This window comes from Cryobacterium breve, from assembly GCF_027594785.1.
Taxonomy (GTDB): Bacteria; Actinomycetota; Actinomycetes; order Actinomycetales; family Microbacteriaceae; genus Cryobacterium; species Cryobacterium breve_A.
This window is the reverse complement of record NZ_CP075584.1, coordinates 1397430-1422300: the sequence shown is the minus strand read 5'-3', so window position 1 is coordinate 1422300 and position 24871 is coordinate 1397430. Positions and strand designations below refer to the sequence as shown.

21 protein-coding genes and 1 pseudogene are annotated in these 24871 nt (G+C 69.7%); 11 read left to right on the top strand and 11 right to left on the bottom strand.

Going from position 1 to position 24871, the window contains the following annotated elements; genetic code table 11:
- Positions 1-20 precede the first annotated feature (20 nt).
- Positions 21-3964: pseudogene (hrpA, locus tag KIV56_RS06890) on the bottom strand (ATP-dependent RNA helicase HrpA).
- Between the two features lie 86 nt (positions 3965-4050).
- Between hrpA and KIV56_RS06885 the strand changes: the two are divergent.
- From KIV56_RS06885 to KIV56_RS06875, 3 genes are read left to right on the top strand one after another with little or no spacing between them, the layout of a single operon-like run.
- Positions 4051-4803: a helix-turn-helix transcriptional regulator gene (locus KIV56_RS06885; RefSeq protein WP_281535666.1), complete on the top strand. Its 753-nt coding sequence runs from the start codon at positions 4051-4053 to the stop codon at positions 4801-4803.
- 28 nt (positions 4804-4831) lie between these two features.
- Positions 4832-5161 carry a DUF2249 domain-containing protein gene (locus KIV56_RS06880; protein WP_348648492.1) on the top strand — a complete coding sequence of 110 codons (330 nt, stop codon included), beginning with the start codon at positions 4832-4834 and terminating at the stop codon, positions 5159-5161.
- Positions 5162-5209: 48 nt separating this feature from the next.
- Positions 5210-6043: an aldo/keto reductase gene (locus tag KIV56_RS06875; protein ID WP_281535665.1), complete on the top strand. Its 834-nt coding sequence runs from the start codon at positions 5210-5212 to the stop codon at positions 6041-6043.
- 7 nt (positions 6044-6050) lie between these two features.
- Here KIV56_RS06875 and KIV56_RS06870 read toward each other — a convergent pair whose 3' ends face one another.
- Genes KIV56_RS06870 through KIV56_RS06860 form a run of 3 tightly spaced genes read right to left on the bottom strand, consistent with a single transcriptional unit; the run spans position 6051 to position 9690 of the window.
- Entirely contained in the window at positions 6051-7544 is a 1494-nt protein-coding gene (locus KIV56_RS06870; RefSeq protein ID WP_281535664.1) for an aldehyde dehydrogenase family protein, read from the bottom strand.
- A 49-nt stretch (positions 7545-7593) separates the two neighbouring features.
- Positions 7594-8577 (bottom strand): PDR/VanB family oxidoreductase, encoded by a 984-nt coding sequence (locus KIV56_RS06865; protein ID WP_281535663.1) that lies wholly within the window; start codon positions 8575-8577, stop codon positions 7594-7596.
- Between the two features lie 15 nt (positions 8578-8592).
- Positions 8593-9690, bottom strand: a complete 1098-nt coding sequence (locus tag KIV56_RS06860) for an aromatic ring-hydroxylating oxygenase subunit alpha (protein ID WP_281535662.1) — start codon at positions 9688-9690, stop codon at positions 8593-8595.
- Positions 9691-9808: 118 nt separating this feature from the next.
- Here KIV56_RS06860 and KIV56_RS06855 point away from each other — a divergent pair, with 118 nt between their 5' ends.
- Both KIV56_RS06855 and pnuC read left to right on the top strand, forming a co-directional pair.
- Positions 9809-10471 (top strand): PadR family transcriptional regulator, encoded by a 663-nt coding sequence (locus KIV56_RS06855; protein ID WP_281535661.1) that lies wholly within the window; start codon positions 9809-9811, stop codon positions 10469-10471.
- The gene (pnuC, locus tag KIV56_RS06850) at positions 10468-11148 is read left to right on the top strand and encodes a nicotinamide riboside transporter PnuC (RefSeq protein WP_281535660.1); all 681 of its coding nucleotides are present in this window, start codon (positions 10468-10470) and stop codon (positions 11146-11148) included. The genes KIV56_RS06855 and pnuC overlap by 4 nt, the downstream gene beginning before the upstream one ends.
- A gap of 115 nt (positions 11149-11263) precedes the next feature.
- Here the strand turns inward: pnuC and KIV56_RS06845 are convergent, their stop codons facing one another.
- Both KIV56_RS06845 and KIV56_RS06840 read right to left on the bottom strand, forming a co-directional pair.
- Positions 11264-11923, bottom strand: coding sequence for a hypothetical protein (locus tag KIV56_RS06845; protein WP_281535659.1), 660 nt, complete (start codon positions 11921-11923; stop codon positions 11264-11266).
- A 569-nt stretch (positions 11924-12492) separates the two neighbouring features.
- On the bottom strand, positions 12493-13449 hold the full coding sequence (locus KIV56_RS06840) for a hypothetical protein (protein ID WP_281535658.1): 957 nt from the start codon (positions 13447-13449) through the stop codon (positions 12493-12495).
- Positions 13450-13554: 105 nt separating this feature from the next.
- On the opposite strand from KIV56_RS06840, the gene KIV56_RS06835 reads away from it, so the two are divergent.
- From KIV56_RS06835 to KIV56_RS06820, 4 genes are all read left to right on the top strand, one after another.
- Positions 13555-14910: a DUF255 domain-containing protein gene (locus KIV56_RS06835; protein WP_281535657.1), complete on the top strand. Its 1356-nt coding sequence runs from the start codon at positions 13555-13557 to the stop codon at positions 14908-14910.
- Positions 14874-15422 (top strand): hypothetical protein, encoded by a 549-nt coding sequence (locus KIV56_RS06830; RefSeq protein WP_281535656.1) that lies wholly within the window; start codon positions 14874-14876, stop codon positions 15420-15422. The genes KIV56_RS06835 and KIV56_RS06830 overlap by 37 nt, the downstream gene beginning before the upstream one ends.
- A gap of 442 nt (positions 15423-15864) precedes the next feature.
- Positions 15865-16293 (top strand): DUF1761 domain-containing protein, encoded by a 429-nt coding sequence (locus KIV56_RS06825; protein ID WP_281536093.1) that lies wholly within the window; start codon positions 15865-15867, stop codon positions 16291-16293.
- 341 nt (positions 16294-16634) lie between these two features.
- The gene (locus tag KIV56_RS06820) at positions 16635-18419 is read left to right on the top strand and encodes a stealth family protein (protein WP_281535655.1); all 1785 of its coding nucleotides are present in this window, start codon (positions 16635-16637) and stop codon (positions 18417-18419) included.
- On the opposite strand, the gene KIV56_RS06815 is transcribed toward KIV56_RS06820, so the two are convergent.
- Together KIV56_RS06815 and KIV56_RS06810 are read right to left on the bottom strand one after the other, a co-directional pair.
- On the bottom strand, positions 18349-19287 hold the full coding sequence (locus KIV56_RS06815) for a phosphodiesterase (RefSeq protein ID WP_281535654.1): 939 nt from the start codon (positions 19285-19287) through the stop codon (positions 18349-18351). The genes KIV56_RS06820 and KIV56_RS06815 overlap by 71 nt on opposite strands.
- 174 nt (positions 19288-19461) lie before the next feature.
- Positions 19462-19908, bottom strand: a complete 447-nt coding sequence (locus KIV56_RS06810; RefSeq protein ID WP_281535653.1) for an Hsp20/alpha crystallin family protein — start codon at positions 19906-19908, stop codon at positions 19462-19464.
- A gap of 257 nt (positions 19909-20165) precedes the next feature.
- Between KIV56_RS06810 and KIV56_RS06805 the strand changes: the two genes are divergently transcribed.
- The gene (locus KIV56_RS06805; protein WP_281535652.1) at positions 20166-21083 is read left to right on the top strand and encodes an NADP-dependent oxidoreductase; all 918 of its coding nucleotides are present in this window, start codon (positions 20166-20168) and stop codon (positions 21081-21083) included.
- 132 nt (positions 21084-21215) lie between these two features.
- On the opposite strand, the gene KIV56_RS06800 is transcribed toward KIV56_RS06805, so the two are convergent.
- Positions 21216-21452: a hypothetical protein gene (locus KIV56_RS06800; protein WP_281535651.1), complete on the bottom strand. Its 237-nt coding sequence runs from the start codon at positions 21450-21452 to the stop codon at positions 21216-21218.
- Between the two features lie 252 nt (positions 21453-21704).
- Between KIV56_RS06800 and KIV56_RS06795 the strand changes: the two genes are divergently transcribed.
- Positions 21705-22634, top strand: coding sequence for a phosphatase PAP2 family protein (locus KIV56_RS06795; RefSeq protein WP_281535650.1), 930 nt, complete (start codon positions 21705-21707; stop codon positions 22632-22634).
- Positions 22635-22701: 67 nt separating this feature from the next.
- Here KIV56_RS06795 and KIV56_RS06790 read toward each other — a convergent pair whose 3' ends face one another.
- Together KIV56_RS06790 and KIV56_RS06785 are read right to left on the bottom strand one after the other, a co-directional pair.
- A complete protein-coding gene (locus tag KIV56_RS06790) occupies positions 22702-22896 on the bottom strand; it encodes a hypothetical protein (protein ID WP_281535649.1) in 195 nt (64 codons plus the stop codon).
- Positions 22897-23112: 216 nt separating this feature from the next.
- Positions 23113-24858, bottom strand: a complete 1746-nt coding sequence (locus KIV56_RS06785) for a pyruvate dehydrogenase (RefSeq protein ID WP_281535648.1) — start codon at positions 24856-24858, stop codon at positions 23113-23115.
- Positions 24859-24871: the final 13 nt, after the last annotated feature.

Here is a 24871-nt window from a genome sequence, read left to right as displayed (position 1 = left end):
GACCCCGGCGGATGTCGGGGTCAGCTGGTCAGGACCTTGTGGATCCGCTGCAGCGACACCGACTCCGCGGCCTTGAGCTCCTGCGCGAACAGGCTGATCCGCAGGCTCCTCGATCATCCAGCGTGCGCGCACGAGGTTTGCCGCCATGCCGGGGGCCAGCGGAATCCGGCCGCCTGCTGCTTCGTAGCGGGCCGTAGCCGACTGGCTTTCGTTCATCCAGACCCGGTCGCGGCTGGGGTTGTCGCCGAGTTTCACGATCCGTGAGCTGATGCCGCCGAGGTAGCGGGGCAGGTGGCGCAACTGGGCGAGGCCCGTCGCACTCACGAAGCCGGGGTAGATCAGCCCGGCCAGCTGGGCGCGGGCATCCGTCAGCGCGGGCAGCAACGCCATGCTCGTCGAGGCCTTGAGCGCCTTGTCGGCCGCGCGCGACGCCGTGAGGATGCGGGCGACGAGCCCGACGGCCTCGAACATCGAGTCCATCAGCACCCCGGAGACCCGGTCCCGGATCGTGTCGAACTCGGCCTTCATGAAGACCTGCCCGGTCGGGTTCACCCGGAACAGCACCTCGTCGACGCACGCCGCGAGGCAGTCGTCGAACAGCGCCTGGGTGGTGCGGTACGGGCTCGTCGCGAGGCTGAGCTTCTCCGCCCCGGTCAGGTGCTGCTGCACATAGGCGACCGGCGACGGGGTGGCGAGCAGCAACAGCCGGCGCACCCCGCCGGGGAGCGTGCTCGCCTGCTCGGCGGCCGTGCTCATCATCCGGATCGCGACCGAGCTGCCCTCGTCGACGAGAGTCGGGTAGCCGCGAATGGTGTTGTCGCCCTGCTTGGTGTCGATGAACCGGGGAAGTTCGGCGAAATCCCAGGTCGTGAGCCCGCCGCGCTCGATCGCGTTGACGGGCGTGGCAGCGGATGCCGCGGCGACGCTCTCGCGGGCCCGGGAGCCGAGCCTGCGCTGCAGCTCGCCGAGGTCCTTGCCGGAGGCCATCGCCTGGCCGCGGTCGTCGACGACGCGGAACGTCATGCGGAGGTGGGCGGGGATCCGCGCGATCTCGAAGTCGCCCGCGTTCACCGGCACGTAGGTGAGCCGCTGGATCAGGCCCGCGAGGATCTCGGTGAACGGGGTGGCCTCGGGTTCGAAGCCCGCGCCGGAGCCGGCGCCGAAGCCCGAGCCGAGTCGGGCGCCGATGCTCGTGCCGGCTGCGCCGGCGATGTCGCTCGTGGTTCTGGCCTCTCCCGGCGCCGGCGGCAGCTCGGTGAGCAGCCGGGCCGCCCAGTCGGCGGCGGGCACGACGTTGCGGCGGATGCTCTTGGGCAGTGACTTGATCAGCGCGGTCACCAGGTCCGCGCGCAGGCCGGGCACCTGCCAGTCGAAGCCGGAGGGAGACAACCGGGCCAGGAGGGCGAGCGGGATCAGCACGGCGACACCATCGTCATCCGCCCCGGGCTCGAAGCGGTAACTGAGGTGGAAACGCTGGTCGCCCTGGTGCCAGGTCGGCGGGAACACGGCCTCGTCGATCTCCGGGGTGGCCTCGTCGGGAACGAGCGCCTCCGCGGTCATCGTCAGCAGGTCGGGGGTTTCGGCGCGCGCCTTGCGCCACCAGGTCTCGAAGGTGCGGGTCGAGCAGACCTCGGCAGGAATGCGCCGCTGGTAGAACTCGAAGACGGCCTCGTCGTCGAAGAGGATGTCGCGGCGCCGGGTGCGCTCCTCGAGCTCGGCGAGTTCCTTCCGCAGCTTCGTGTTCGCGCGGTCGAACGCGGTGACGCGCTGGTCGACGCGGTCGAGGTCCCACTCGCCGTCGACGAGGGCGTGCCGGATGAAGAGTTCGCGCGCGTAGGCCGGGTCGACCCGGGAGAACTGGATGCGGCGGCGCGGCACGATCGGCACCCCGTAGAGGGTGACCCGCTCGTAGGCGACGACGGAGCCCTGCTTCTTCTCCCAGTGCGGCTCGGAGAAGCTGCGCTTGCAGAGGTCGCCGGCGAGCGGTTCGGCCCAGGCCGGGTCGACGACGGCATTCATTCGGGCGAAGAGCCGGCTGGTCTCCACGAGTTCCGCGCTCATCACGGCGTTCGGCTGCTTCTTCGCGAGCGACGAGCCGGGGAAGATCACGAAGCGCTGCTGGCGGGCGCCGATGTAGTCCTTCTTCGCGACGTCCTTGAGGCCAATGTGCGAGAGCAGCCCGGCGAGCAGGGAGCGGTGGATGCCGTCGGGGTTCACGGCCGGGTCGCCGATGTGCAGGCCGAGTGGCTTGGCGAGCTGGCGGAGCCTGCTTGTAGACGTCCTGCCACTCGCGCACCCGCAGGTAGTTCAGGAACTCGTTCTTGCAGAGCCTGCGGAAGGCGCTCGAGCCGAGCTCCTTCTGCTTCGTCTCGAGGTAGTTCCACAGGTTCAGCAGGCCGAGGAAGTCGCTCGTCGGGTCCGCGAACCGGGCGTGCTGCTGGTCGGCCTGTGCGCGCCGCTCGAGCGGCCGCTCCCGCGGGTCCTGGATGGTGAGGCCGGCGACGATCGCCATCACCTCGCGGCTGGTGCCCTGGGTCTTCGACTCGATGACCATCCGCCCGAACCGGGGATCGATCGGCAGCTTCGCGAGCTGCTGGCCGATCCGGGTGAGCTTGGACACCCCGCCGCTCGCGTTGCTCACCCCACTGCCCGGCGCAACGGCGCCGAGCTCGGCGAGCAGGTCGAGGCCGTCCTTGATGCCGCGGGAATCGGGCGGGGTGAGGAACGGGAACGCGGCGATGTCGCCGAGGCCGAGGGAGATCATCTGCAGGATCACGGCGGCGAGGTTGGTGCGCAGCACCTCGGGCTCGGTGAACTCCGGGCGGCGACCGAAGTCCTCCTCCGAGTACAGCCGGATCGCGATGCCGTCGCTCGTGCGCCCGCTGCGGCCGGAACGCTGGTTCGCGGAGGCCTGGCTGATCGCCTCGATCGGCAGCCGCTGCACCTTCGAGCGCACGCTGTACCGGCTGATCCTCGCGGTGCCGGCGTCGATGACGTAGCGGATGCCCGGAACGGTCAGGCTGGTCTCGGCCACGTTCGTCGCGAGCACGATCCGGCGCCGCACCCCGGACACGGTCGAGGGCTGGAAGACCTTGTGCTGGTCGGCGGAGGAGAGCCGGCCGTAGAGGGGCAGCACCTCGGTCGGGCTCGTGCGGTCGCCGCTCGCGAACTTGCCCTGCAGGGCATCCGCTGCGTCGCGGATCTCGGTCTCGCCGCTCAGGAAGACGAGCACGTCGCCGTTCGACTCCCGCTCGAGCTCGTCGAGCGCCGCCGAGATCCCCTCGATGTAGTCGCGGTCGACGGGCGGCGTCGCCGAGGCCTGGTCTTCGTCGTCGTCATCGGCCATCGCCTCGGCGACGAGCGGGCGGTAGCGGATCTCGACCGGGTAGGTGCGGCCGGAGACCTCGATGATCGGGGCGGGGGTGCCGTCGGCGGCCGCGAAGTGCTCGGCGAAACTCTGCGGGTCGATCGTCGCGGAGGTGATGATGACCTTGAGGTCGGGGCGCTGCGGCAGCAGTTGGCGCAGGTAGCCGAGCAGGAAGTCGATGTTGAGGCTGCGCTCGTGGGCCTCGTCGATGATGATCGTGTCGTACTTGCGCAGCATCCGGTCGCGGTGCATCTCGTTGAGCAGGATGCCGTCGGTCATGAGCTTGATCTTGGTTTCCGGACCGACCTGGTCGGTGAAGCGCACCTGGTAGCCGACGACCTGGCCGACCTCCTGGCCGAGCTCCTCGGCGATGCGCTCGGCGATCGTGCGGGCGGCGAGCCTGCGCGGCTGGGTGTGGCCGATGCTCGTGCGCCCGAGTTCGAGGCAGATCTTGGGGATCTGAGTGGTCTTGCCGGAGCCGGTCGCGCCGGCGATGATGACGACCTGGTTGTCGCGGATGGCGCGCGAGATGTCCTCACGGCGTTGGCTGACGGGGAGTTCGGGCGGGAAGGTGATGACAAGGGGAATCATGAGCATTCCATCGTAAGACTTCCGGGTGACCGGTGCGCGCGGGCGGGTCCTCCCGGCCTGGCTCTTTAACCGGAGACTGTTACGCTCAAACCATGGTAGACGGACAGGGAATCGGCGACCGGCACGCGGCCCTCGCCTCGGATGCGCGCCGCCGGGTGCTCGAGTTGATCGCGGGTGCCCGCGAGCCCGTCGACGCCGCCGCCGTCGCCGCGAGCATCGGCCTGCACGTGACGACCGCGCGCTTCCATCTCGACCAGCTCGAGGGTGCCGGGCTGATCCGCCGTGCCGTCGACCGGACCGGTATCCGCGGGCGTCCGCGCATCCTCTTCACCGTGAATCCCGCCGTGCGCGAAGACGGCGTGCAGCGGCTGCTCAGCCATGCCCTCGTCGGCGCCCTCGCCGAGGACGACGACGGCGGCCGGGCACGGGCGATCCGCGCCGGCGAGCGCTGGTCGGCCGCCTTCGACCTCGAGGCGCGCGAGAGCGAACCGGGCACAGGGGCGGCCGGGGGAGCGAGCGACGTCGGGCCGCTCGTGCACATCCTCGACGGCCTCGGCTTCGACCCGATCGCCCAATCGCCTGATGCGTCACCCGACCAGCCGAAATCGTCGAGCGAGACGGATGCCCGCGACGGAATGGTCGTCGAGCTCCGGGCCTGCCCCTTCCGCGACGAAGCCAGGCACACGCCCGCGGTGGTGTGCTCGCTGCACCTCGGCCTGATCCGGGGCATCGCCCGCTCCGGCGGGCACGACCCGGACGACGTCGAGCCTGCGCCCCTTCGTCCGCCCCGAGCTGTGCGAGGTGCGCCTCCGCGGCGACTGGGCGCCCGTCGACCCGCTCGCTAATTAAAGCGGAATATATTAGGTTTAAATCATGGTTGACATGATCCCCCTTCTTCCCGCATCCGCATCCGCACCCCGGCCCGCGGCCCACGACGAGCCCGCCGGCCACACCTGCACCTGCGGGGCGGCCGAGGCCGCGGGGTACCCCGAACTGGACGCCCGGCAGCTGCCGCACGTGATCCGGCACGCCGCGATCTTCGGCGCGCTGGACGCTGTCCTCCCCGGCGGCGGCCTGGTCCTCGTCGCTCCCCACGACCCGTTGCCCCTCCTCGCCCAGCTCGAAGAGCGCCACCCGGGCCGGTTCACGGTGAGCTACCTCTCCCGCGAGCCCGAGGCGTGGAAGCTCCAGCTCACCCGCTGAAGTACCGCAGGTCAGGTTCCGTCCGGTTCCGGCGTTTAGGGTGGGCCCATGACGACTTCTGTGCCCACCCTGACCCTCAACGACGGCCACACCATTCCTCAACTCGGCTTCGGCGTGTTCAAGGTCGATCCGGACGAAACGACCCGCATCGTCTCCGACGCCCTCGAGGTCGGCTACCGCCACCTCGACACGGCCGCGATCTACGGGAACGAAGCCGGAGTCGGGGCCGCGATCGCGGCATCCGCCGTGCCTCGCTCCGAGCTCTTCGTCACGACGAAGCTGTGGAACAGCGAACAGGGCACCCAGAGTGCCTTCGACGCGTTCGAGGCCAGCCTCGAGAAGCTCGGCCTCGACTACGTCGACCTCTACCTGATCCACTGGCCGACGCCGGCGAAGGACCGCTACGTCGAGAGCTGGAAGGCGCTCGAGCAGATCCGCGCCTCCGGCCGGGCGCGCTCGATCGGCGTCTCGAACTTCCTCGTGCCGCACCTCGAACGCCTCCTCGCCGAGACGGATGTCGTTCCGGCGGTCAACCAGATCGAACTGCACCCCGCGCACCAGCAGTCCGAGGTCGCCGCGTTCGCGCGCGACCACGGGATTCAGATTGAGGCGTGGGGTCCCCTCGGCCAGGGCAAATACCCGCTCCTGGCGGAGCCCGTCGTCGTCGTCGCGGCCGAGGCGCACGGCAAGAGTCCGGCCCAGGTCGTCATCCGCTGGCACCTGCAGACCGGCAACATCCTGTTCCCGAAGTCGAACCGGCGCGCGCGGATGATCGAGAACCTCGACGTTTTCGACTTCGAGCTCAGCCACACCGAACTCGCCACGATCTCCGCGCTCGAGCGCTCCGGCCGGGTCGGCTCGCACCCCAACGACGTGAACTAGGCTCCACTCAGAACGGGTAGCTGCCCGGCGTGCGGCGCAGCGTTATCCAGCGCGTCTCCGTGAAGGCGTCGATGTTGGCCTCCGCACCGCCCTGCCGCGAACCCGTGCCGGACGAGCCGACTCCGCCGAACGGTGTGTTCGCCTCGTCGTTGACCGTCTGGTCGTTGATGTGCACGATGCCGGACGGGATCCGCTGGGCCAGTTCGAGGCCACGCATGGCGTCTGCGGTCACGATGCCGAGCGAGAGCCCGTATTCGGTCGCCGAAGCGATGCTCACGGCCTCGTCCTCAGTGCTGAACCGCGCCACGGATGCGACCGGGCCGAACACCTCCTCGCAGAAGGCGGGGGCATCCAGCGGCGAGTCCGCCAGCACGGTGGGCCGGTAGAACAGCCCGTCGTAGCTGCCGCCGGCCCTCAGTTTGGCGCCGGAATCGATCGAGCTCGTGACCAGGCGGTGGATGCGGTCGCGCTGGTTCTCGTCGATGATCGGGCCGAGGTGCACGTGCTCGGTGGCGGGGTTGCCCACGGCAAGGGAGTCAGCCTTCGCGGCGAGCTTCTCGACGTACTCGTCGAAGATGCTCTCGTGCACGATGTGCCGCCCGACCGTCATGCAGATCTGGCCCTGATGCAGGAACGATCCCCAGGCCGCGAGGTTGACGGCCTTGTCGACGTCGGCGTCGGCGAGTACCACGAACGCGGAATTTCCGCCCAGTTCGAGGTGTGCGCGCTTGAGATGCTTTCCCGCGAGCTCGCCGACGGCGCGACCGGCCCTGGTCGACCCCGTGAACGCGATCACCCGCACGTTCGGGTCGGTGACGATGGCCTCGCCGACATCGGCGCCGCCGGTCACCAGCTGCAGGAGTCCGGCGGGCAGGCCGGCCTCCTCGAAGATGCGCACCATCATCACGCCGCCGGTCACGGCGGTGCGCGGGTCCGGCTTGAGCACGACCGCATTGCCCAGCGCGAGCGCCGGCGCCACCGCGCGGATGCCGAGGATGATCGGCACGTTGAACGGCGAAACGACGCCGACGACGCCGACGGGCACCCTCTGGGCGATCGAGATCCTCGGCTCCTCGCTCGAGAGCACGTGTCCGAGCGGATGCGACGGCAACGACGCCGCCTCGTAGCATTCCTGCGCGCCGACGTGGAGGGCGAAGCCGGCAAGCCCGGGAACCGCGCCGACCTCCCGCACGTTCCAGTCCATGATCTCGTCGGCGTGTTCCTCCAGGAGCGCGGCGGCCCGGCGCAGCACGGCGGCGCGCACCGGGTGCGCGGTCGCGGCCCAGGCCTTCTGCGCCACGGCCGCGCCCGCGGCGGCCCTGGCCACGTCGGCGGGGGTGGCGATCCCGATCCGGCCGATCTCGTCGCCGGTCGCCGGCTCAATGACCGGGAGGTCGCCGCCTGACCCGGCGACCCATTCACCGTTGATGTAGATCTTCCCCGCCCACGCCGCGGGGTCGAGGAACGGGGTCGTCGCGGTCTCATTCACGGTGAGTGTCATGGGCGGTTCTCCTTCAGGGTGATTGCGGTTGGGTTGGGGGTGCGGAGGATCAGGAAATGTCGATTGTCACGATGGCGATGCCGCCGGGCGGGGCGACGGCCCGGGACACGCAGCAGCACATCGTGCCGCGGGAGTCCTTTTGGCGCTCGCTGTAGAAGACGTCGCGGTGGTCGATGTCTCCATCGAGGTCGAGCACGCGCACTTCGCAGAGTCCGCACTCACCCTTGCGGCAGTCGAACATCAGGTCCACTTCAGCGGCCTCGAGCGCCTCGAGCATGGTCTCGGTCGCCCGGACGGTGACCTCGGCGCCGATCCGCGGGATGCGCACGACGAAGTCCTCGGGGGCGAACCAGCCGCTGTTTCCGAAGGTCTCGAACCGGAGGTCGGGGTAGGGAAGCTCGCGTTCGATCCAGGCCCGGCGCACGGCATCCATCAGCCTGATCGGACCGCACAGGTAGAGTTCGGTGCCCGGTTCGACCCCGCCGACGAGCTCGGTGACGTCGAGCGGGTTGCCTTCGTCGGTGATGTGGAGTCTCAGTCGGTCGCCGTGCGCGTTCTGCAATTGTTCGAGGTAGGCCAGCGCCGGCCGGCTGCGCCCGGCGTAGACGAGCGTGTAGTCGGCGCCGACCGACCGGAGCACGCTCGCCATGCCCATGACCGCCGTGATGCCGATGCCGCCGGCCAGCAGCACGTAGTGCGCGGCTCCGACGCGGAGGGGGAAGTCGACGATCGGCTGGGTGATCTCGATGGTGTCGCCGGGCCGGAGTGCGTGCATCGCGCGCGCGCCGCCGCGGGACCGCGGCGAGTCGAGCACGCTGATCGCCAGGGTCCGGCCGTCGGGGCCGTCGTCGACGACGGAGTATGACCGGCGGTCTGGAACCCCGCCGATCGGCACGCGCACGTCGATGTGCGCGCCGGCGTCGACCTTGGCCGGGTGGTCGGGCGCGAGCACGATCCGGCGGATGTCGTCGGTGAGGGCGGTCGAGTCGACGACCGTGGCGTGCTGCCAGACCGCCGCGTGGGACGTTGCCATCGTCGTTGCCGCCGCTCAGCCGGCAGCGACTGGCGCGACGGGGGCGGGAAGGCGTCCCTCGGCCGCGAGCTGACGTTCGATCAGCCGCCGCACCCACATCCCGCCCGCGTCGATGTTCAGGCTGTAGAACTCGTAGTCGGGATTGGCGTCGATCGCGGCCTGCTGGGCGACGAGCATGTTCTCGTCCTCCCTGAAGACGCCGGAGACCCCATCGCGCAGTTGGGTGGTGATCACCTGGCTTTCGAGCCGATAGTTGCGCATGAACGCCCAGAAGTAGAGGGAGGAACGGTCGGTGACGGGCGAGATCGTGTTCATCACATAGCCGTTGACGCCCTGGCTTCGATCGCCCTGAGGCGCCCCGGTGCCGGCCCGTGCGACACCGACGTCGATGTTGATCGTGGTCGGCGATTCGAAGTGGATGATCTGCCAGCGGTCGACCTTCCCCTCGAAGTCGGGAAACTTGTCGCGCATGTTCTTCAGCCAGAACGGGGGAGCGTCGATACCGAGCATCCAGCGTTCCACGGTGACGGTCCGTTCGTCATGGTGCACCGTGAACTCGGATTCGCTCAGCGCCTCCTGGCCGATCGACGAACTGTGCACGAATTCCTCGTGGGTCAGGTCCATCAGGTTGTCGAGCACCAGCTGGTAGTTACAGTCCACCGAGATCGTCAGGCCGTCTCCGGCCCAGTCCGGGTCATCCATCTGGTGCATGTCGGGCACGAGCTTCGGGTCGGCCAGGGCTGCGTCGCCGAGCCACACCCAGACGTAGCGGTACCGTTCCACCACGGGGAAGGACGCGACCGTGGCGCTCGGGTTGATGGTCTCCTGCGCCGGCATCGAGACGCAGCGGCCCGCCGAATTATAGAGGATGCCGTGGTACGGGCAGCGGATGCCGTCCCGGCCCTCCAGCTTGCCCATCGAGAGCGGCGCCAGCCGGTGCCAGCATGCGTCGGCAAGGGCGACGGCGTCACCGTCCTCGGTCCGGTACAGCGCGAGCGGACGGTTCGCGACGGTTCGCGCGAGCGGCTTGCGATTGACCTCATGGTCCCAGGCCGCGACGTACCAGGCGTTGAGCGGGTGGCCGAGGACCTTGTCGACGGTCGTTTCCTTCATTGGGACTCCTTCGTCCGGACATCATGCACCTGGTATTGCATCGCAATGTCAATGGAGGGCAACAATACCTATGTCGATAGTGAAACCACAAGACCCTTTCAGGGACCAGAATCAAACCATGAGCCTGCGCTACGCCCTCCTCGCGCTCCTGACGGCGCAGCCTATGACAGGCTACGATCTCGCCAAGTCCTTCCACAGCTCGGTCGGGCACGTCTGGAGCGCCCCGGACTCGCAGATCTACCCGGAACTGCGCCGGATGGAAACCGGGGGACTGATCGAGGCGACGGCAGTGGCGCGGAGTACCCAGGCGACGCAGGCGACGAAGCGGATCTACCACATCACCGCACTGGGTGAGCAGGCGTTCCGTGCGTGGATGGCCGAACCGGTCGAGTACCTGCGGGAGCGAGACCCGGCGCACCTGCGAGCGGCGTACTTCGAGTGGGCCGACCCGGACTCGGTCCGGGAACAGCTCCGGGCGCACGTGCGGCACTGGGGCGGGTTGCGCGAGCAGTGGCAGGGCCAGTTCGCCGCGATCCGGGACCGCACGCATCCGATCTTCGTCCAGAGACTGTTGATCAGCCCGGAGTCCGAGCGGCCGCGCATCGCGGCGTACAAGCTCTTCGCCTACGAGGGGCTCATCGCCCGGGCCGAGCAGGAAATCGGGTGGGCCGAGCGCGGGCTGCGCCTGGCCGACGAGCTTGAGCCGAAGCCGCCCGAAGGCGTTCGCGGTAAGTTGGGAGAAGGCGGAGGGACCAGCCCCGGCGAGGAAGTTGACCTGTGAATCCGATTGAGTGGCTGTTCGACGCGCAACTTCACATCGGCACCCAGACCATCCTGTGGCGGGAGATCATCGGCAACCTGTTCGGCATCCTGAGCGCGGTCGGCGGCATGCGCCGCAAGATCTGGGCCTGGCCGATCGGCATCGCCGGCAACGCCCTGCTCTTCACCGTGTTCATGGGCGTCCTGTTCGCCACCCCGAACCCGGTGAACCTGCTCGGCCAGGCCGGCCGGCAGGTCATGTTCATCATCGTGTCGATCTACGGATGGATCCAGTGGTCGCGGAGCCGCAACTCCACCGTGCACGCCGCGGTCGTGCCGCACTGGGCGAGCAACCGCACCCGGATCCTGCTCGGTCTCGGCCTGGTCGCAGGCACCCTCGTACTAACCCCGATCTTCCGCGCCCTGGGGTCCTTCGAGCCGGTCTGGGCGGATGCCTGGATCTTCACCGGCTCCCTGCTCGCGACCTACGGCATGGCCAAGGGCTGGACGGAGTTCTGGCTGATCTGGGTCGCGGTCGACATCGTCGGCGTGCCGCTCCTGGTCAGCGCCGGCTACTACGCCTCGGCGATCCTGTACGTGTTCTACGGGGCGTTCACCATCACGGGCTTCTTCATCTGGATGCGGGTGCAACGCCGGCGCAGGGACTTCGTCGAGAAGGAGCTCACCGGCACGGTCTGATTCGCCCGCGCGACGCGCCTCGCGCCGTCGACCACGGTCGGGTGTCGCCGGTTCCGCCCAGACGACCCGGTACACCGGCGATACTCGGCCGGTGCGGCGACACTCGGCTTCCGGGCTACCCGTCTGCGCTGCGGTGCGGGCCGCTCGATGAGCTCATTCCGTCTGCGGTCCAATCGACGCTGACGTCGATCAGCTGGTCGTGGGTGACCGATGCGGCGAGGGGGTCTGCGCTGTCGAGCGTGCCCATGACCGTGGCGTTGAGGTGTAACCCGCTCCCGGTGAGTTCGTCGAGCGTGGTGCACGCGCTCGTGCCGGTGAGGTCGGCGTTGCGGAGGATCAGGCAGTATTGGTCGTCCCGGAGCCGTGCCGCGAAGACGCTGTACGGCAGTCCGGTTTCGAGGACCGGTCCGAAAAGGCTGTGCACCGAGGTGTACTCGCCGCCGAGGGCGGGCGTGGTGTCGTCGGGCACGAATTCGGGCTGGTCGAAGACCCCGAGCAGGTTTCCGGCGGATGCGGTGGGCCCGGCCGTCTCGGTGGCTCCCGCCGTCGGGGTAGTGCCTCCCGAGGCATCCGTTGCGCCGGCCAGACCGCTCGCCTGCACAGCGAGCAGTGCGAGCACCCCGGCTGCCGCGCCCGCCGCAAGGAGCAGCGCGGTCCCACGCGGTCCCCGGAGTCGTTGTGGAGCCGGGCTCTCCGGACCGGCGCCGATCTCGATTTCCGTCGCGTCGCCGACCCCCGTCCCCGCGAGAGCGGAAAAAGTGCCCCTATCGGGCACCGATAAGGGCTTTTTCCCGCTCTCGCGGAAGGACAGGGACCGGTTTCGGCGGCAGTGATGGGCGCGGGGTACTGCTCGAGGAGCTCGTCGAGGTCGGCGGCGTCCTGCTCGAGCGCCAGCTGCAGGGCCGCGAGCCGCTGTTCGTCCCCGGGGGCGGACTCGGCTGAGCGGGCACGGGAGTACACGGCCGCCTGCAGCGTCGGGAGCTCGGCGGCGGGGTCCAGTCGGCCGGCCGGCGTCTCTGTGAGCGGATGCGCGCGCCACCAGAGGGCGTCGAGCACGTCGTGGCGACCCAGGTAGGCGCGGCGCAGGACCGCGCCGAGCGCGGCATCCGCCTGGGCAGCCTCGCGCAGGTTCCCAGCGTGCTGCTGCTGTTGGGACCGCTGCTGATCGGACTCTGCGCTGCTCTCGAATACCATTTCCGGCCCCCCGACGGTTGTGACACTCACCCTAGCGAGTGCACCGCCGCAACACTGTTGCCGGTGCGGACAACTGTGGCCGGGGGACTGGCCACACCTGTCGGGACTGGCCACAGTTACTGCCGGCCAGGAAGCCAGGAGACCGGGAGATCAGTCGGTGGGGTGCGGGGCGGTCTCGCTCGACACGACGCCGTCGGTGCTGACCCGGATCGTGACGTCCGCGAGGGCGCCCGCCGGTTCGAGGGAATCCTTGCCGAGGGTGAAGGGATTGACGGGCACGGTCGCCGTGAGCGCGAGGCCGCGGCGGGCGAGTTCGGCGAGGCCGACGCATGCGCTCGCGCCCTGCTGGCCCTGGGTGCGCAGAATGACGCAATAGAGCTCGTCGCCGCGCCGCGCGGCGACGTACACGAATGAGCTGGTCTCGCGCTCGACGAACATCGCGTGGATCGAATCCCGCCGGAAGTCCGGACCGAGGTCGATCGTGGTCTGGTCGGGGATCGGCGGCTGGTCGAAGAGCGCGAGCAACCCGGGCGAAGCGGATGCCGCCGGCTCGGTGCCCGGGCCGCTCGCCGGGCCGCCATGGGGAAGCACGACCGAGGCCATGGCGACGGCGATCCCGCCGACGAGGACTCCGGCCGCGACGAGGAGCGCGCTGCGGCGCAGGGTCCGCGTGCGGAGGGCGCGGGGGGCTCGTACGGTCGCGTCGGCGGCGCCCGGGCTGCCAGGAACGCCCGGCGCAGGCGGTGTGCCGGGAGCCGGGCGGGGGAGAGCGCCGCCGGAGCGGACGGCGTCGCGGAACAGCACCAGCACCGCGTCGAGGTCGCTCTCGTCCTGTCGCAGCTGGGCCGTGAGTGCATGGAGCCGGCGCTCGCTCTCCACGGCAGAGCCGGTCGGGCCCGGGCGTGCGTAGACGGCCGACTGTAACCGGGGCAGCTCGGCGGCGGGATCCGGTCGACCGCCCGGGGTCACTGCGAGCGGGTGGGCCCGCCACCACAGGGCGTCGAGCACGTCGTGCCTGCCCCGGTAGGCCGCGCGGAGAGCAGAGGCGAGGGCGGCATCCGCTGAGGCCTCGGCGTGTAGCCGAAGGGCCACCGACTCCGATGTCATCCCGCAACTCCCAGCTTCCAACCGTCGAGGTGTGTCCACTGTAACCAGTCGGGCGCGGCACCACCGGCTCAGTTCACGGTTGCGGGGTCAGGGCACAATGGGATCATGCCGAATCGTCTCGCCGATGCGATCAGCCCATACCTCCGCTCACACGCCGACAACCCGGTCGATTGGCACGGCTGGGGCGAAGAGGCCTTCGCCGAGGCCAGGGCACGCGACCTGCCGCTGCTCGTGTCGATCGGATATTCGACCTGTCACTGGTGTCACGTGATGGCGCGAGAGAGTTTCAGCGACCCCGACCTCGCCGCCTACCTCAACGCGCACTTCGTGAGCATCAAGGTCGACCGGGAGGAACACCCAGAGGTCGACGCGACTTATCTCGCCGCGGCAAGCGCCTTCGTCGACGGGCTCGGCTGGCCGCTCAATGTCTTCGTCAACCCCGAGGGGCGCGCCTTCTACGCGGGCACCTACTTTCCGCCGATCGCCGTTCCCGGCCGTCCGGCGTTCCGCCAGGTCCTGGAAGCCGTCACGGATGCCTGGACCGCCCGCCGCGCCGAGGTCACCGAGACCGGTGCTCTCGTCGCAGACGCCCTCGCCGCGGCCGCCCGGCAGCAGGAGGTCGCCGATGCCGCCGTCGCCGACGCTGCGGTCGACGGTGTCGACGTTGATGGTGATGGTGATGGCCTGCGGAGCCTGCTGCCGCAGGGCGGCGTGCTGGACGGCATCGTCGCGGCCCTCGCCGCGACGGAGGACACCCGCCACGGCGGCTTTGGCGGCGCGCCGAAATTTCCCGTCGCCCCGGCCCTGGGGTTCCTGCTCGGCCGGCCGGCCGGCCGCGACCTCGCCCTGCGCACCCTCAAGCGGATGGGCGCCTCCCCGCTGCGGGACTCCGTGGAGGGTGGATTCTTCCGCTACGCCGTCAACGGGGACTGGAGCGAGCCGCACTTCGAGCGCATGCTCTACGACAACGCCCAGCTCCTCGAGCTCTACACCCAGGCCTGGAAGCTGACCGGCGAGCAGTGGGCGCGCACGGTCGCCGAGGGCGTCGCCGGCTTCCTCCTTTCCGTGATGCAACTGCCCGACGGCGGCTTCGCGAGCGCCCAGGATTCCGAGAGCGGTCGGTCGCCGGACGCCGCGTCGAGGGCGGCTACTACGCCCTCGACATCGACGCCCGGCGCACGCAGCCCCGCCCCGCCCTTGACGAGAAGGTGCTCACCGGCTGGAACGGCCTGGCGATCGCCGCGATCGCCCGGGCCGGTTTCGCCTTCGACGAGCCCCGGTACACGGATGCCGCGGCCCGCGCCGCCGACTACCTGCTGTCCCGGCATCTCACCGTGCCACCCGCCGGTGACCCGCCGGCGCTCGTGCGCGCCTCCATCGCCGGCCGGATCTCGACGGCGCGGGCGACGCTGGAGGACTTCGGGATGTTCGCACGGGGACTCCTCGAACTGGCACTCGTGACGGGCGAGGAACGCTATGCGTCCGCGGCGCGCCTGCTGGTGGACAGCACGCTAGCGCCGACCACTGACACGGCGGAGACCACGGAAACGGTGACGACGGGCACGGCGACGACAGGCATCGCCGTGCCCGACACGGCGGCGACGACAGACCCGGCCCCGACACGGTTCCGGGTCCCGGCCGGCTCCGATCCCGTGCTGGTCAGCCAGGGACTCGCCCTCGAGGTCGATCCTTCCGAGGGCGCCTACCCCTCCGGACGGTCGGCCGCCGCAGGCGCCGCGCAGCTGCTGTACCTGCTGACCGAATCGGAGAAGTACCGGGACGCGGCCGTCACGGCGGTCGTTCCGTTCGTCGCCCGCGCCGCCGAACGGCCGCTCGCCTTCGGCGCCGTGCTTCAGGCTCTGCTCTGCACTGCCCGCTCCCGCGGAACAGCTCGTGATCGTGTCGCCAGACAGCGGGCCTCTGGCAACGTCGCCAGACGAGGGTGCACTCGACGAGCGCAGACCGCCCGGTGAACTGCTCGGCGAGCTCGCTGATCTCGGCGGGCCGGATCACGTCGGTCAGCTGGGCGGCCTGGGCGGCGCCGTCGACCCCGACGAACCCGGTGAGCCCGACTTCTCCACCGCGCCGTCCTTCTTCGATGTACCCGCTGCCGTGAGCGTGACGGCACTCGTCGACCGCGCGAGGCAGCGGTCGCACGGGGTCGTGGCATCCGTCACGGCGAACCAGGCCCGGGCGCTCGCCGCAGCCGGATTCGACCTCTTCGCCGGCCGCGCGCCACTCCGCGAGCTGCCGACCGCCTACCTCTGCCAGGACTTCGTCTGCCGGGCGCCGGTGACCGACCCCGCGGAGCTAACGATCGGGGAGACATCCGCCGAGATCGCTCCGGACGGCCTCGCTTCCCCTAACATCGAGGCAGTCCCTCCGCCACCGGCGGAATCAGCGAGAGGATCCCACATGGTTCCCGAGATCAACATCTGGGCCGTACTGCTCGCCACCGCATCGAGCATGGCCGTCGGGTCGGTCTGGTACTCGCGCCGGGTCTTCGGTGCGTACTGGATGCGCACGGTCGGCCATGACGAGGAAAGCATGCGAGCGAACGCGGTCGCGCCCATCGTCATCACCGTGCTCGTCAGTTTCGTGACCGCGTGGGTGCTCGCCGGCGCGATCGCCATCACGCAGAACTTCTACGGCGGCAGCTTCCTCGCCAATGCGCTGCTGACCGCGCTGATCCTCTGGGCCGGCTTCACCGCCGCCCGGATGATCACCCACGACGTCTTCGACCGGCGCCCCGCCGGGCTCACGGTGCTCAACCTCGCGCACGAGCTCGTCACCCTCGTTTTGATGGCCCTCATCATCGGCCTGATCGGCATCAGCGCCCGCTGACTCGCCTCCGGGAGTCGCCTCCGAATGGTCGCGCGCCACAATCGCCGCTTCGCGCCAGGCGTGCCTGGCGCGAAACGGCGCATCTGGCGCGCGAAGCCGCGTCGGGTAAGCGTGCCTGGCGCGAAACGGCGCATCTGGCGCGCATGGTCGTGCGGCGGTACCGAGGGAGCCGCCGGCACGGGTCTCCGGGCAACGTAGACTGGGAGGAACGCTACCGCTTGCTGTCGGCTGTCGGCTCCCGGCGCAGACCGGGTCGCGGCCGCCGGCACGCACCGGACGCACTCTCCCCGGCAACACACGGTTGCCTCGTGGATGAGTGTTCCCACATCCCGAGGAGGACCATGGTTACCGTCGATCGTTCAGCCGCAGAGCAGTCGGTCATCCCGGCCGGCCCCGGCGTTCCGGTGCTCTCGCTGAGCGCGGAACCCGAACTGGTGCTGTTGTCCCCGGACGCCCGCACCCGCCGTTTCGACCGCGACGACGTCGTCGTGCGCAAGGGCGAAATCGCCCTCATCAACGGCCACTTCACCCCGCACGAGTCCATGGTCAGGGACCTGCTCGCCGTCGCGCACGCCCTCGACACCGCCGGCATCGACTTCCTGCTCGTCCGCGGCGACCACGACCGCCCGGTGCTCGCCGTCGACCGCAAACGCCGCAAGCACATCACCCGCGCGCTCGCCGAGGCGTTCTCCAACGACCCCTTCTACGCCAAGCCCCTCGACGGGCACCTCACCCAGCCCCTCCTCCTCGCCGACGGCGCCCTCACCACGCTGCGCAAGTCATCCGTCTTCCGGGTCTACCGTCCGCGCATCGAACCGATCGGTCGCCTCCGGTACGGCGCCGAGACCGCGTTCCAGTTCGAACTCTGGTTCTTCGGCGAAGACGAGATCGTCGCCCCGGTCGAGAATTCCCTGATGCGCAAGCGGATGCCGCGTGGCGAGGCCCGCGAGACCACCATCACCCTGTTCGGGCGCACCTGGCGCACCTTGCAGCACATGTTCGACGATCTCGCGAGCGACGTCAGCTTCGACATCGACATGGTCTTCTCCTGGGTCGACGGCTCCTCGAGCGACTTCCAGCGCGAACGCGCCAAGCGGATGAAGGCCTACGTCGTCGGCAGCGGCGACGAGTCCGACGCCCGGTTCCGCCAGATCGACGAACTCAAGTACGCCCTGCGCAGCGTCTACATGTTCGCACCCTGGGTGCGCCGTATCTTCATCGCCACGGACTCGCCCGCGCCCGAGTGGCTCGCCGAGCACCCGCGCGTCACGATCATGAACAGCGAAGACTTCTTCCCGGACCCGAGCGTGCTGCCGACGCACAACTCGCACGCCGTCGAGAGCCAGCTGCACCACATCCCCGGGCTCGCCGAGCACTTCCTGTACTCCAACGACGACATGTTCTTCGGCCGTCCGATCGGACCGGAACTGTTCTTCTCGCCCGGCGGCGTCACCAAGTTCATCGAGGCATCCACCCGGATCGGCCTCGGCGAGAACGACCCGAGCCGCAGCGGGTTCGAGAACGCCGCCCGGGTCAACCGGGCGCTGCTGCGCGAACGCTTCGGCAAGGTCACGACCCGGCACCTCGAGCACACGGCCGTACCGATGCGCAAGAGCGTGCTGAACGAGCTCGAGGCCGAGTTCCCCGAGGACTTCGCCCGCACGGCGGCGAGCCAGTTCCGCTCGGCGACCGACATCTCCGTGACGAACTCGCTCTACCACTACTACGCGCTGACCACCGGGCGCGCCGTCGAGCAGACCCAGGCCAGGTCGCTCTACATCGAGACGACGCTCAAGCTCGCCCTGCGTCAGATGAACAAGCTCCGCAAGCGCCGCGACCAGGACATGTTCTGCCTCAACGACGGCAGCTTCCCCGAGATCTCGGACGACGTGCGCCGCGCAGCCGTGACCGAGTTCCTCGAGCAGTACTTCCCGATCGTCGCGCCGTGGGAGCGCGAGGCGCAGGACTCGGCGAGCGTCACGCCCGCCGCAGCGGCTGCGACCGCTGTCAACGGCGGCGTCGGTGACGTCGGCGGTGCGCCGCGAACCGGACCGTTTAGCGCAGAACCGGGATCGGCGTGGTCATCGGCGGCTCGCGGAGCGCTGGCAGAGTACCCGCGTCCATGATCGTGATGCCCGACGCGGCGAGGCGTCGGGCGCTCTCCTCCGGGTCGATGTAGTCGAGCGGAGCATAGCTGCCGAGCGGCACGACCGAGTGCAGCACGGTGTCCGGGTAGACGTGCACGAGGTTGAACGACCGGGCGCCGTCGCGGCCACGGGTGCCGCCGACGGGCACGTTGAGGTCCTGTGTGTAGCACGTGGCCGAGGCCACCGACACCGGGATGCCGGCGAACATCGCGGTCGAGGAATAGTGCAGGTGCCCGGCGAGGATGCTGCGGACATCCGTGCCGCGGAGCACCTTGGCCAGGCGCGACTGGCCGCGGAGTTCGACCGAGACGGCGAGGTCGAGCACACTCGGCACGGGCGGGTGATGCATCGCGAGGATGGTGCCGTCCGGCGCGGGAACGCTCAGCTCGGTGGTGAGCCAGGCGAGCTGGGCGTCGGTCACGGTGCCGAAGTGCTGGGAGGGGACCGAGGTGTCGAGCGTGATGATGCGGAGGCCGCCGATGTAGTCGACGCGGTCGATGGGAGCCGTCGACGAGGGCTGGCCGAGAAGCTCAGCACGGAAAGCCGAGCGGTCGTCGTGGTTGCCCATCACCCAGATGACGCGGGCGCCGAGCCGAGCGGCGGCCGGTTCGACGATGCTGCGAACCAGGGCATAAGCATCCGCTTCACCCTTGTCGGCCAGGTCGCCGGTGATGACGATGGCGTCGGGGCGGCCAGAGGATGCTTCGACCTCGGCGAAGAGTTCGGCGAGGTGCTGGGCGCTGTCGACCCGGTCGTACAGTCGGCCGCCATCGGCCAGGAGGTGCGTGTCACTGAGGTGGAGCAGGAAATAGTCCGGCCTGGGGTATTCGGCCGTTCGCAGGTTCAAATGAACTTTCCATTCGTCGGGACTGTGAGCACTCATCGTCGAGTCGACTGACTCTACCCTGAATAGTCGACCAGTCGTTCTTGAACGCCCGGTGTATTCCAGACGAACATGCCTGCGGACCCGGAGTTTATTCTCCGGGTCCGCAGAGGGCGGTGCTTGATCATGCCGGGCGCGTCAGCCTGTGTGCTCGCCTTCCTTGACCTGCAGAACTCGCTCGCCCTGGTCTCCCGAGCTCGTCACGGCGATCTTGCGCGGCTTGGCGGCCTCGCTCACCGGGATCGTCACGCTCAGTACGCCGTTGTTGTACGTCGCGCCGATGCGGTCGACGTCGATGCCCTGCCCGAGGTTGAGCTGGCGAAGGAACGAGCCGGCCATGCGCTCGCGGGTCAGCCACTTGACGTTCTCGTGGTTCGCCATCGTGCGCTCGCCCCGGATCGTGAGCAGCTGGCCGTCGACGTCGATGTCCACCGAACCCGGGTCGATGCCGGGCATGTCGGCGTTCAGCACGTAGTGATCACCCTCCCGGAAGAGGTCCATCGGCATGACCCGGGGTCCCCGGTTGTCGATGAGGGCCGATGCCATGCGGTCGAGTTCGCGGAACGGATCGTAATTCATTGCCATGGTGTGTCCTTCCCTTGGTCCGGCTCCGGGGGTGCTCATCCGTCCGGCGTCGCCCCGGAAGTCCGGACGATTCTCAATTGACCTTCAATAGTTGAGTCGATGTGGCTCAACTATTGACAATGTATTCCCGGAACCGGTGTCCCGCAACGCCTCGGAGCCGGCCGGCCCTGGCCGTTCGCGGGCGGCGAAAACCGGTCGGGTGACGCCGCCGCGTTCGAGGGGTGCCGGGGCGTGCGCGCCCTGAATAGGCTGGGCACATGGCTCGTTTCGTGCGCTTCTCCGAATTCGGCGGCCCGGAAGTTCTGCGGGTGATCACCGGCGACGCGCCTGCCGCCGGTCGGGGCCAGGTGCGCGTGCGGGTGCACGCCGCGGGGCTCAATCCCGTTGACTGGAAGATCCTGCGCGGCGGCCCGGCCGCCGGCGCATACAGCGTCGCCCTGCCGAGCGGCAACGGCAACGACTTCTCCGGCGTCATCGACGAACTCGGTGCCGACGTGACGAGCTGGGCTGTCGGCGACGCCGTTCTCGGCGGCGCGCGCATGGTCGCCCAGGCGGACTGGATCGTCGTTGACGCGTCCGCGATCATCCGCAAACCGGATGCCCTCGGGTTCCTCCCCGCCGGAGCGCTCGATATCGCCGGTCGCACCGCGGCGGCCTCGGTGCGCTCCCTGGCGCTGACCCGCGAGGACACCGTGCTCGTGAGCGCCGCCTCCGGGGGAGTGGGGGTTCTCGCTGCCCAGCTCGCCGTGCGCACCGGCGCGACCGTGGTCGGAACCGCGAGTCCCGCCAACCACGACTTCCTCCGCGGTCTCGGCGTGATCCCGGTCGCCTACGGCACGGGACTCGTCGATCGGGTGCGGGCGCTCGTGCCCCGGGTGACCGCCGTGCTCGACAACAACGGTCCCGCGACGATCGACGCGGGCCTCGAACTCGGCGTGCCCGGCACCCGCATCAACACGATCGCGGCGCGCGGCTACCGGGCGGATGCCGGCATCACCGGAGTCGGAGGCCAGGCGGCCCGTCCCGGCGACCTGGCCGCCCTCGCCAACCGGGTCGCGAGCGGGGACGTGGTGCTGCCGATCGACCGGGTTTTCCCGCTCGACGAGGTCGCGGACGCCTATCGGTACCTGATGGGTGGGCACGTGCGCGGCAAGGTCGTGCTCGGTCTGGTCTGAGCCCTCCGGTTCGTGAAGCCTGCGGTTCCTGGGCCCTCCGGTTCGTGAGGCCTGCGCTGTCCGGGCCCGGCGCATCCGCTGCCCGGCGTGCCTGCACCCTGTGCCTCGGCCGGCTCGCGCCCGGTCGGAGCGTCAGGGGTGGGTCAGACCCTCGGCCGCACCGGGGAGGGTGGGCCGGGTGACGGTGTCCTGTTCGTAGGGTTCGGTGGGCCGGCCTTCGGCGTTCGTTGCCCGGCGGCGCTCCTCTTCGAAGTCTCCCTCGAGCCCGCTGAAGCCCTCCACGTCGGCCGGTCCCTTCGCCGGGGACTTGCTCGCGCGCGCTGGGTGGTCTTTGTCGGCGACGTGCCGACCGTGATGTGCAGCAAACATGCCAGTCACCGTACGCCGCGTGCGCGCTGCGTCAAGGGGTAGCGCGTCGCGGCGGCCGGTGCCGCGCTGGTACGGCGGCCGGCCCGGCACGGTGTACCTTCTACATCACAGCAGTTGAATTCTGCTCAGAAGGACCTCGGCGGCGTTCGGCCCCGGGGTCCTTTGCCTTGCCGGCTGCGTGGTCGTGTGCCGGTCATGTGCCGGTCGTGTGCCGCGTGTCTGCGGCCGCGCCCACGGTCTGTCCAGCCGGGCATGCGAAGCTGGAGTGTGCGCTCCCTTTCGACAACAGGATTCCTGCGATACCTCGGCGGCGCGATCATCGCGTCAGCCGTCTTCGTCGCGCTATACCTCTTCTTCGTGCGGACCCTGCACGGCCAGACCATGGACCAGCTCGCCTATGACGGCTCGATCTTCGGCAGGCGCAGCGTCACGGTCGTGACCCAGCAGGTGCTCGACCAGGTTCCGACCGTGTCGGTCGTGGCCGGCGCCGTCATCACCGGGATCATCACGGCCGTGCGCCGCGATCTCCGTACGCTCGTCGTGGCCATCGTCGTCTCCCTGGGGGCCGTCGTCACGACCCAGGTCCTCAAGGACATGCTGTTGACCCGTCCCGATCTCGGAGTCGACGGCTACGCCGGCAATTCGTTCCCGTCCGGGCACACGACGGTTGCAGCGGCATCCGCCCTCGCCGTGTTTCTCGTCTCGAGCCCGCGGACCCGCTGGCTGGCCGCCCTGCTCGGCTCGGGGTTCGCAGCCGTCGCGGGAGTGTCGACGCTCGCGAACGGCTGGCACCGGCCGAGCGACGTCATCGCCGGGCTCCTGGTCGTCGCGGTCTGGGGCTGCGCGGGCGGCATCGCGCTCGGAGGGTGGGGTGCATCAGCGCGCCGCCCACGAGCCGGCCGGGCGGCGCGCCGATTCGCGGCGGGGAATGCCGACCCGGACGCGGGGACCGGCGCCCTGGCCCCGACCCGCGGAACGCCGGCGATCGGCTACCGCACCCAGCTCTGGTTCGTCGTGCCGTTCTGCCTGGTCGCGGCGGCGGCGTTCCTCGTGACGTTCTTCGGCGCCTCAGGCCCGAACAGCGAGGCCGTGATCGCCTACGTCGGCGGGGTCGCGGCGATCTGCGCGGCCGGGTCCCTCGTCGCGTTCGTCGCCACCCACCTCTTCGACCGCCTCCCCTGACCCACGGCCCGACGGCATCCGGCGCGAAAGCCCCAGCGAGGCCGAGCGGATGCTGCCGTGCCCGCGCTCAGGCGCCGATCAGGACGAGCACGTGATAGACGACGTAGACCGGCCAGACGATCGCCTGGAGCAGGCCAAGGATCACGCCCCAGAACGTGCCGCTCGAGATCGAGACGAAGTAGATCGCCGCACCGATGTAAGCCAGGAAGAGGACGAAGCCCCAGGGCCCGTCCCGCACGATCACCCGTCCACGTCCGTCCATGACTATCAGGCTCCTCCGAATCCACACGCCCGGCGACTGCCCTTTGGGCCTCAGGTTAGCCCGAGTACCGTCGGCCCGACACGGTCGGCCGCGCCGGTTTCGGCAGGGCGCGCCCGCCGTTGCGGGTGCGGTCTGCGGACGTGGGCGCGGGCGCGAGTCGCGAGCGGCGGCATCCGCCGACCGGCCCCGAGAGCGGGACGGGCCCCGTGTGTGCGACTAGAGCTTGTGGATGTTCGTCCGGGCCAGCTGCACGGCTTCGCCGACGCCGCCGTTCAGCACGACGCGGGAGAGCGCGAGCGCGAAGCCGCGGACCTGCGCGCCGGTGATCGTCGGCGGCATGCTGAGAGCGAGCGGGTCCGTGACGAGGTCGACGAGCGCGGGCCCGTCGTGCTCGAAAGCGCGCTGCAGGGCGCCGCGAATCTCGGCGGGATCCTCGACCCGCTGGCCGTAGATGCCCAAGGCGTTCGCGACGGCGGCGTAGTCGACGGCCGGAACGTCGACGCCGAAGTCGGGGTATCCGTCGACGAGCATCTCGAGCTTGACCATGCCGAGGGTCGAGTTGTTGAACACGACGATCTTCACCGGCAGGTTCTGCGCGGCGACGGTGACGAGTTCGCCGAGGAGCATCGAGAGCCCGCCGTCGCCGGAGAGTGTGACGACCTGGCGCCCCGGGTTGCTCGCCTGGGCGCCGATCGCCTGGGGGAGCGCGTTCGCCATCGATCCGTGGAGGAGTGAGGCGAGCATCCGCCTGCGCCCGTTCGGGTTGATGTAGCGCGCGGCCCAGACGTTGCACATGCCGGTGTCTGCGATGAAGACGGCGTCGGCGGCGGCGACCTCGTCGAGGATCGAGGCCGCGTACTCGGGGTGGATCGGCGTGCGCTTCTCGACGTTGCGTGGGTTGCCGTCGACCTTGGTCATGAGCTGCTCGTGGTGCTTGAGGGTCTTCTCGAGGAACCGCCGGTCGGCGGTGCGGGTGATCAACGGCCTGACCGCGGCGATCGTTGCGGCGACATCGCCGTGCACGGGAACGGTGACGTTCGTGCGCCGGCCGATGTGTTCCGCACAGATGTCCACCTGCGCGATGACGACATCCGTTCCGTCGGGCAGGAATTGCGAATACGGGAAGTCGGTGCCGAGCAGGATGAGCAGGTCGGCATCGTGCATGCCGTCGTGCGCGGCGCCGTAGCCGATCAGGCCGGTCATGCCCACGTCGAAGGGGTTGTCGTACTGGATCCATTCCTTGCCGCGGAGGGAATGCCCCATCGGAGCAGCGAGCAGGTCGGCGAAGGCGACGACCTCGTCGTGGGCTCCGGCGACGCCGATCCCGGCGAAGATCGCGATCTGGCGTGCGTTGTTGATGGCGTCGGCGAGGCGCTGCACGTCGGCCGACGACGGCACGAGCGTGCCGGGCTTGGTCAGGGTGAGCGTCGGTGCCGTGCCGACGGCGGGCAGCTCGGCGATGTCACCGGGAAGGGTGACGACGGCGACGCCGCCGAGGCCGATCGCGTGGCGCATCGCCATGCTCACGACCCGGGGGGCCTGGCCGGCCGAACTGACGAGTTCGCAGTAATTGGAGCATTCGACGAAGAGTCGGTCGGGGTGGGTCTCCTGGAAGAAGGAGCTGCCGATCTGGGCGCTCGGGATGTGGCTAGCGATCGCGAGCACGGGGGCTCCCGAACGGTGGGCGTCGTAGAGGCCGTTGATGAGGTGCAGGTTGCCGGGACCGCAGCTTCCGGCACAGACGGCGAGTTCACCGGTGAGTTGCGCTTCGGCGCTGGCCGCGAAGGCCGCGGCCTCCTCATTGCGCACGTGCACCCAGTCGATGCCGCCCTTGACTGATCCGCCGCTGCGCCGCACCGCGTCGACGATGGGGTTGAGGCTGTCGCCGACGATGCCGTAAATGCGGCGCACCCCGGCCTCGATGAGCTGGGCGATGATCTGGTCTGCGACGGTCGTGGCCACGGGACTCCCTCGG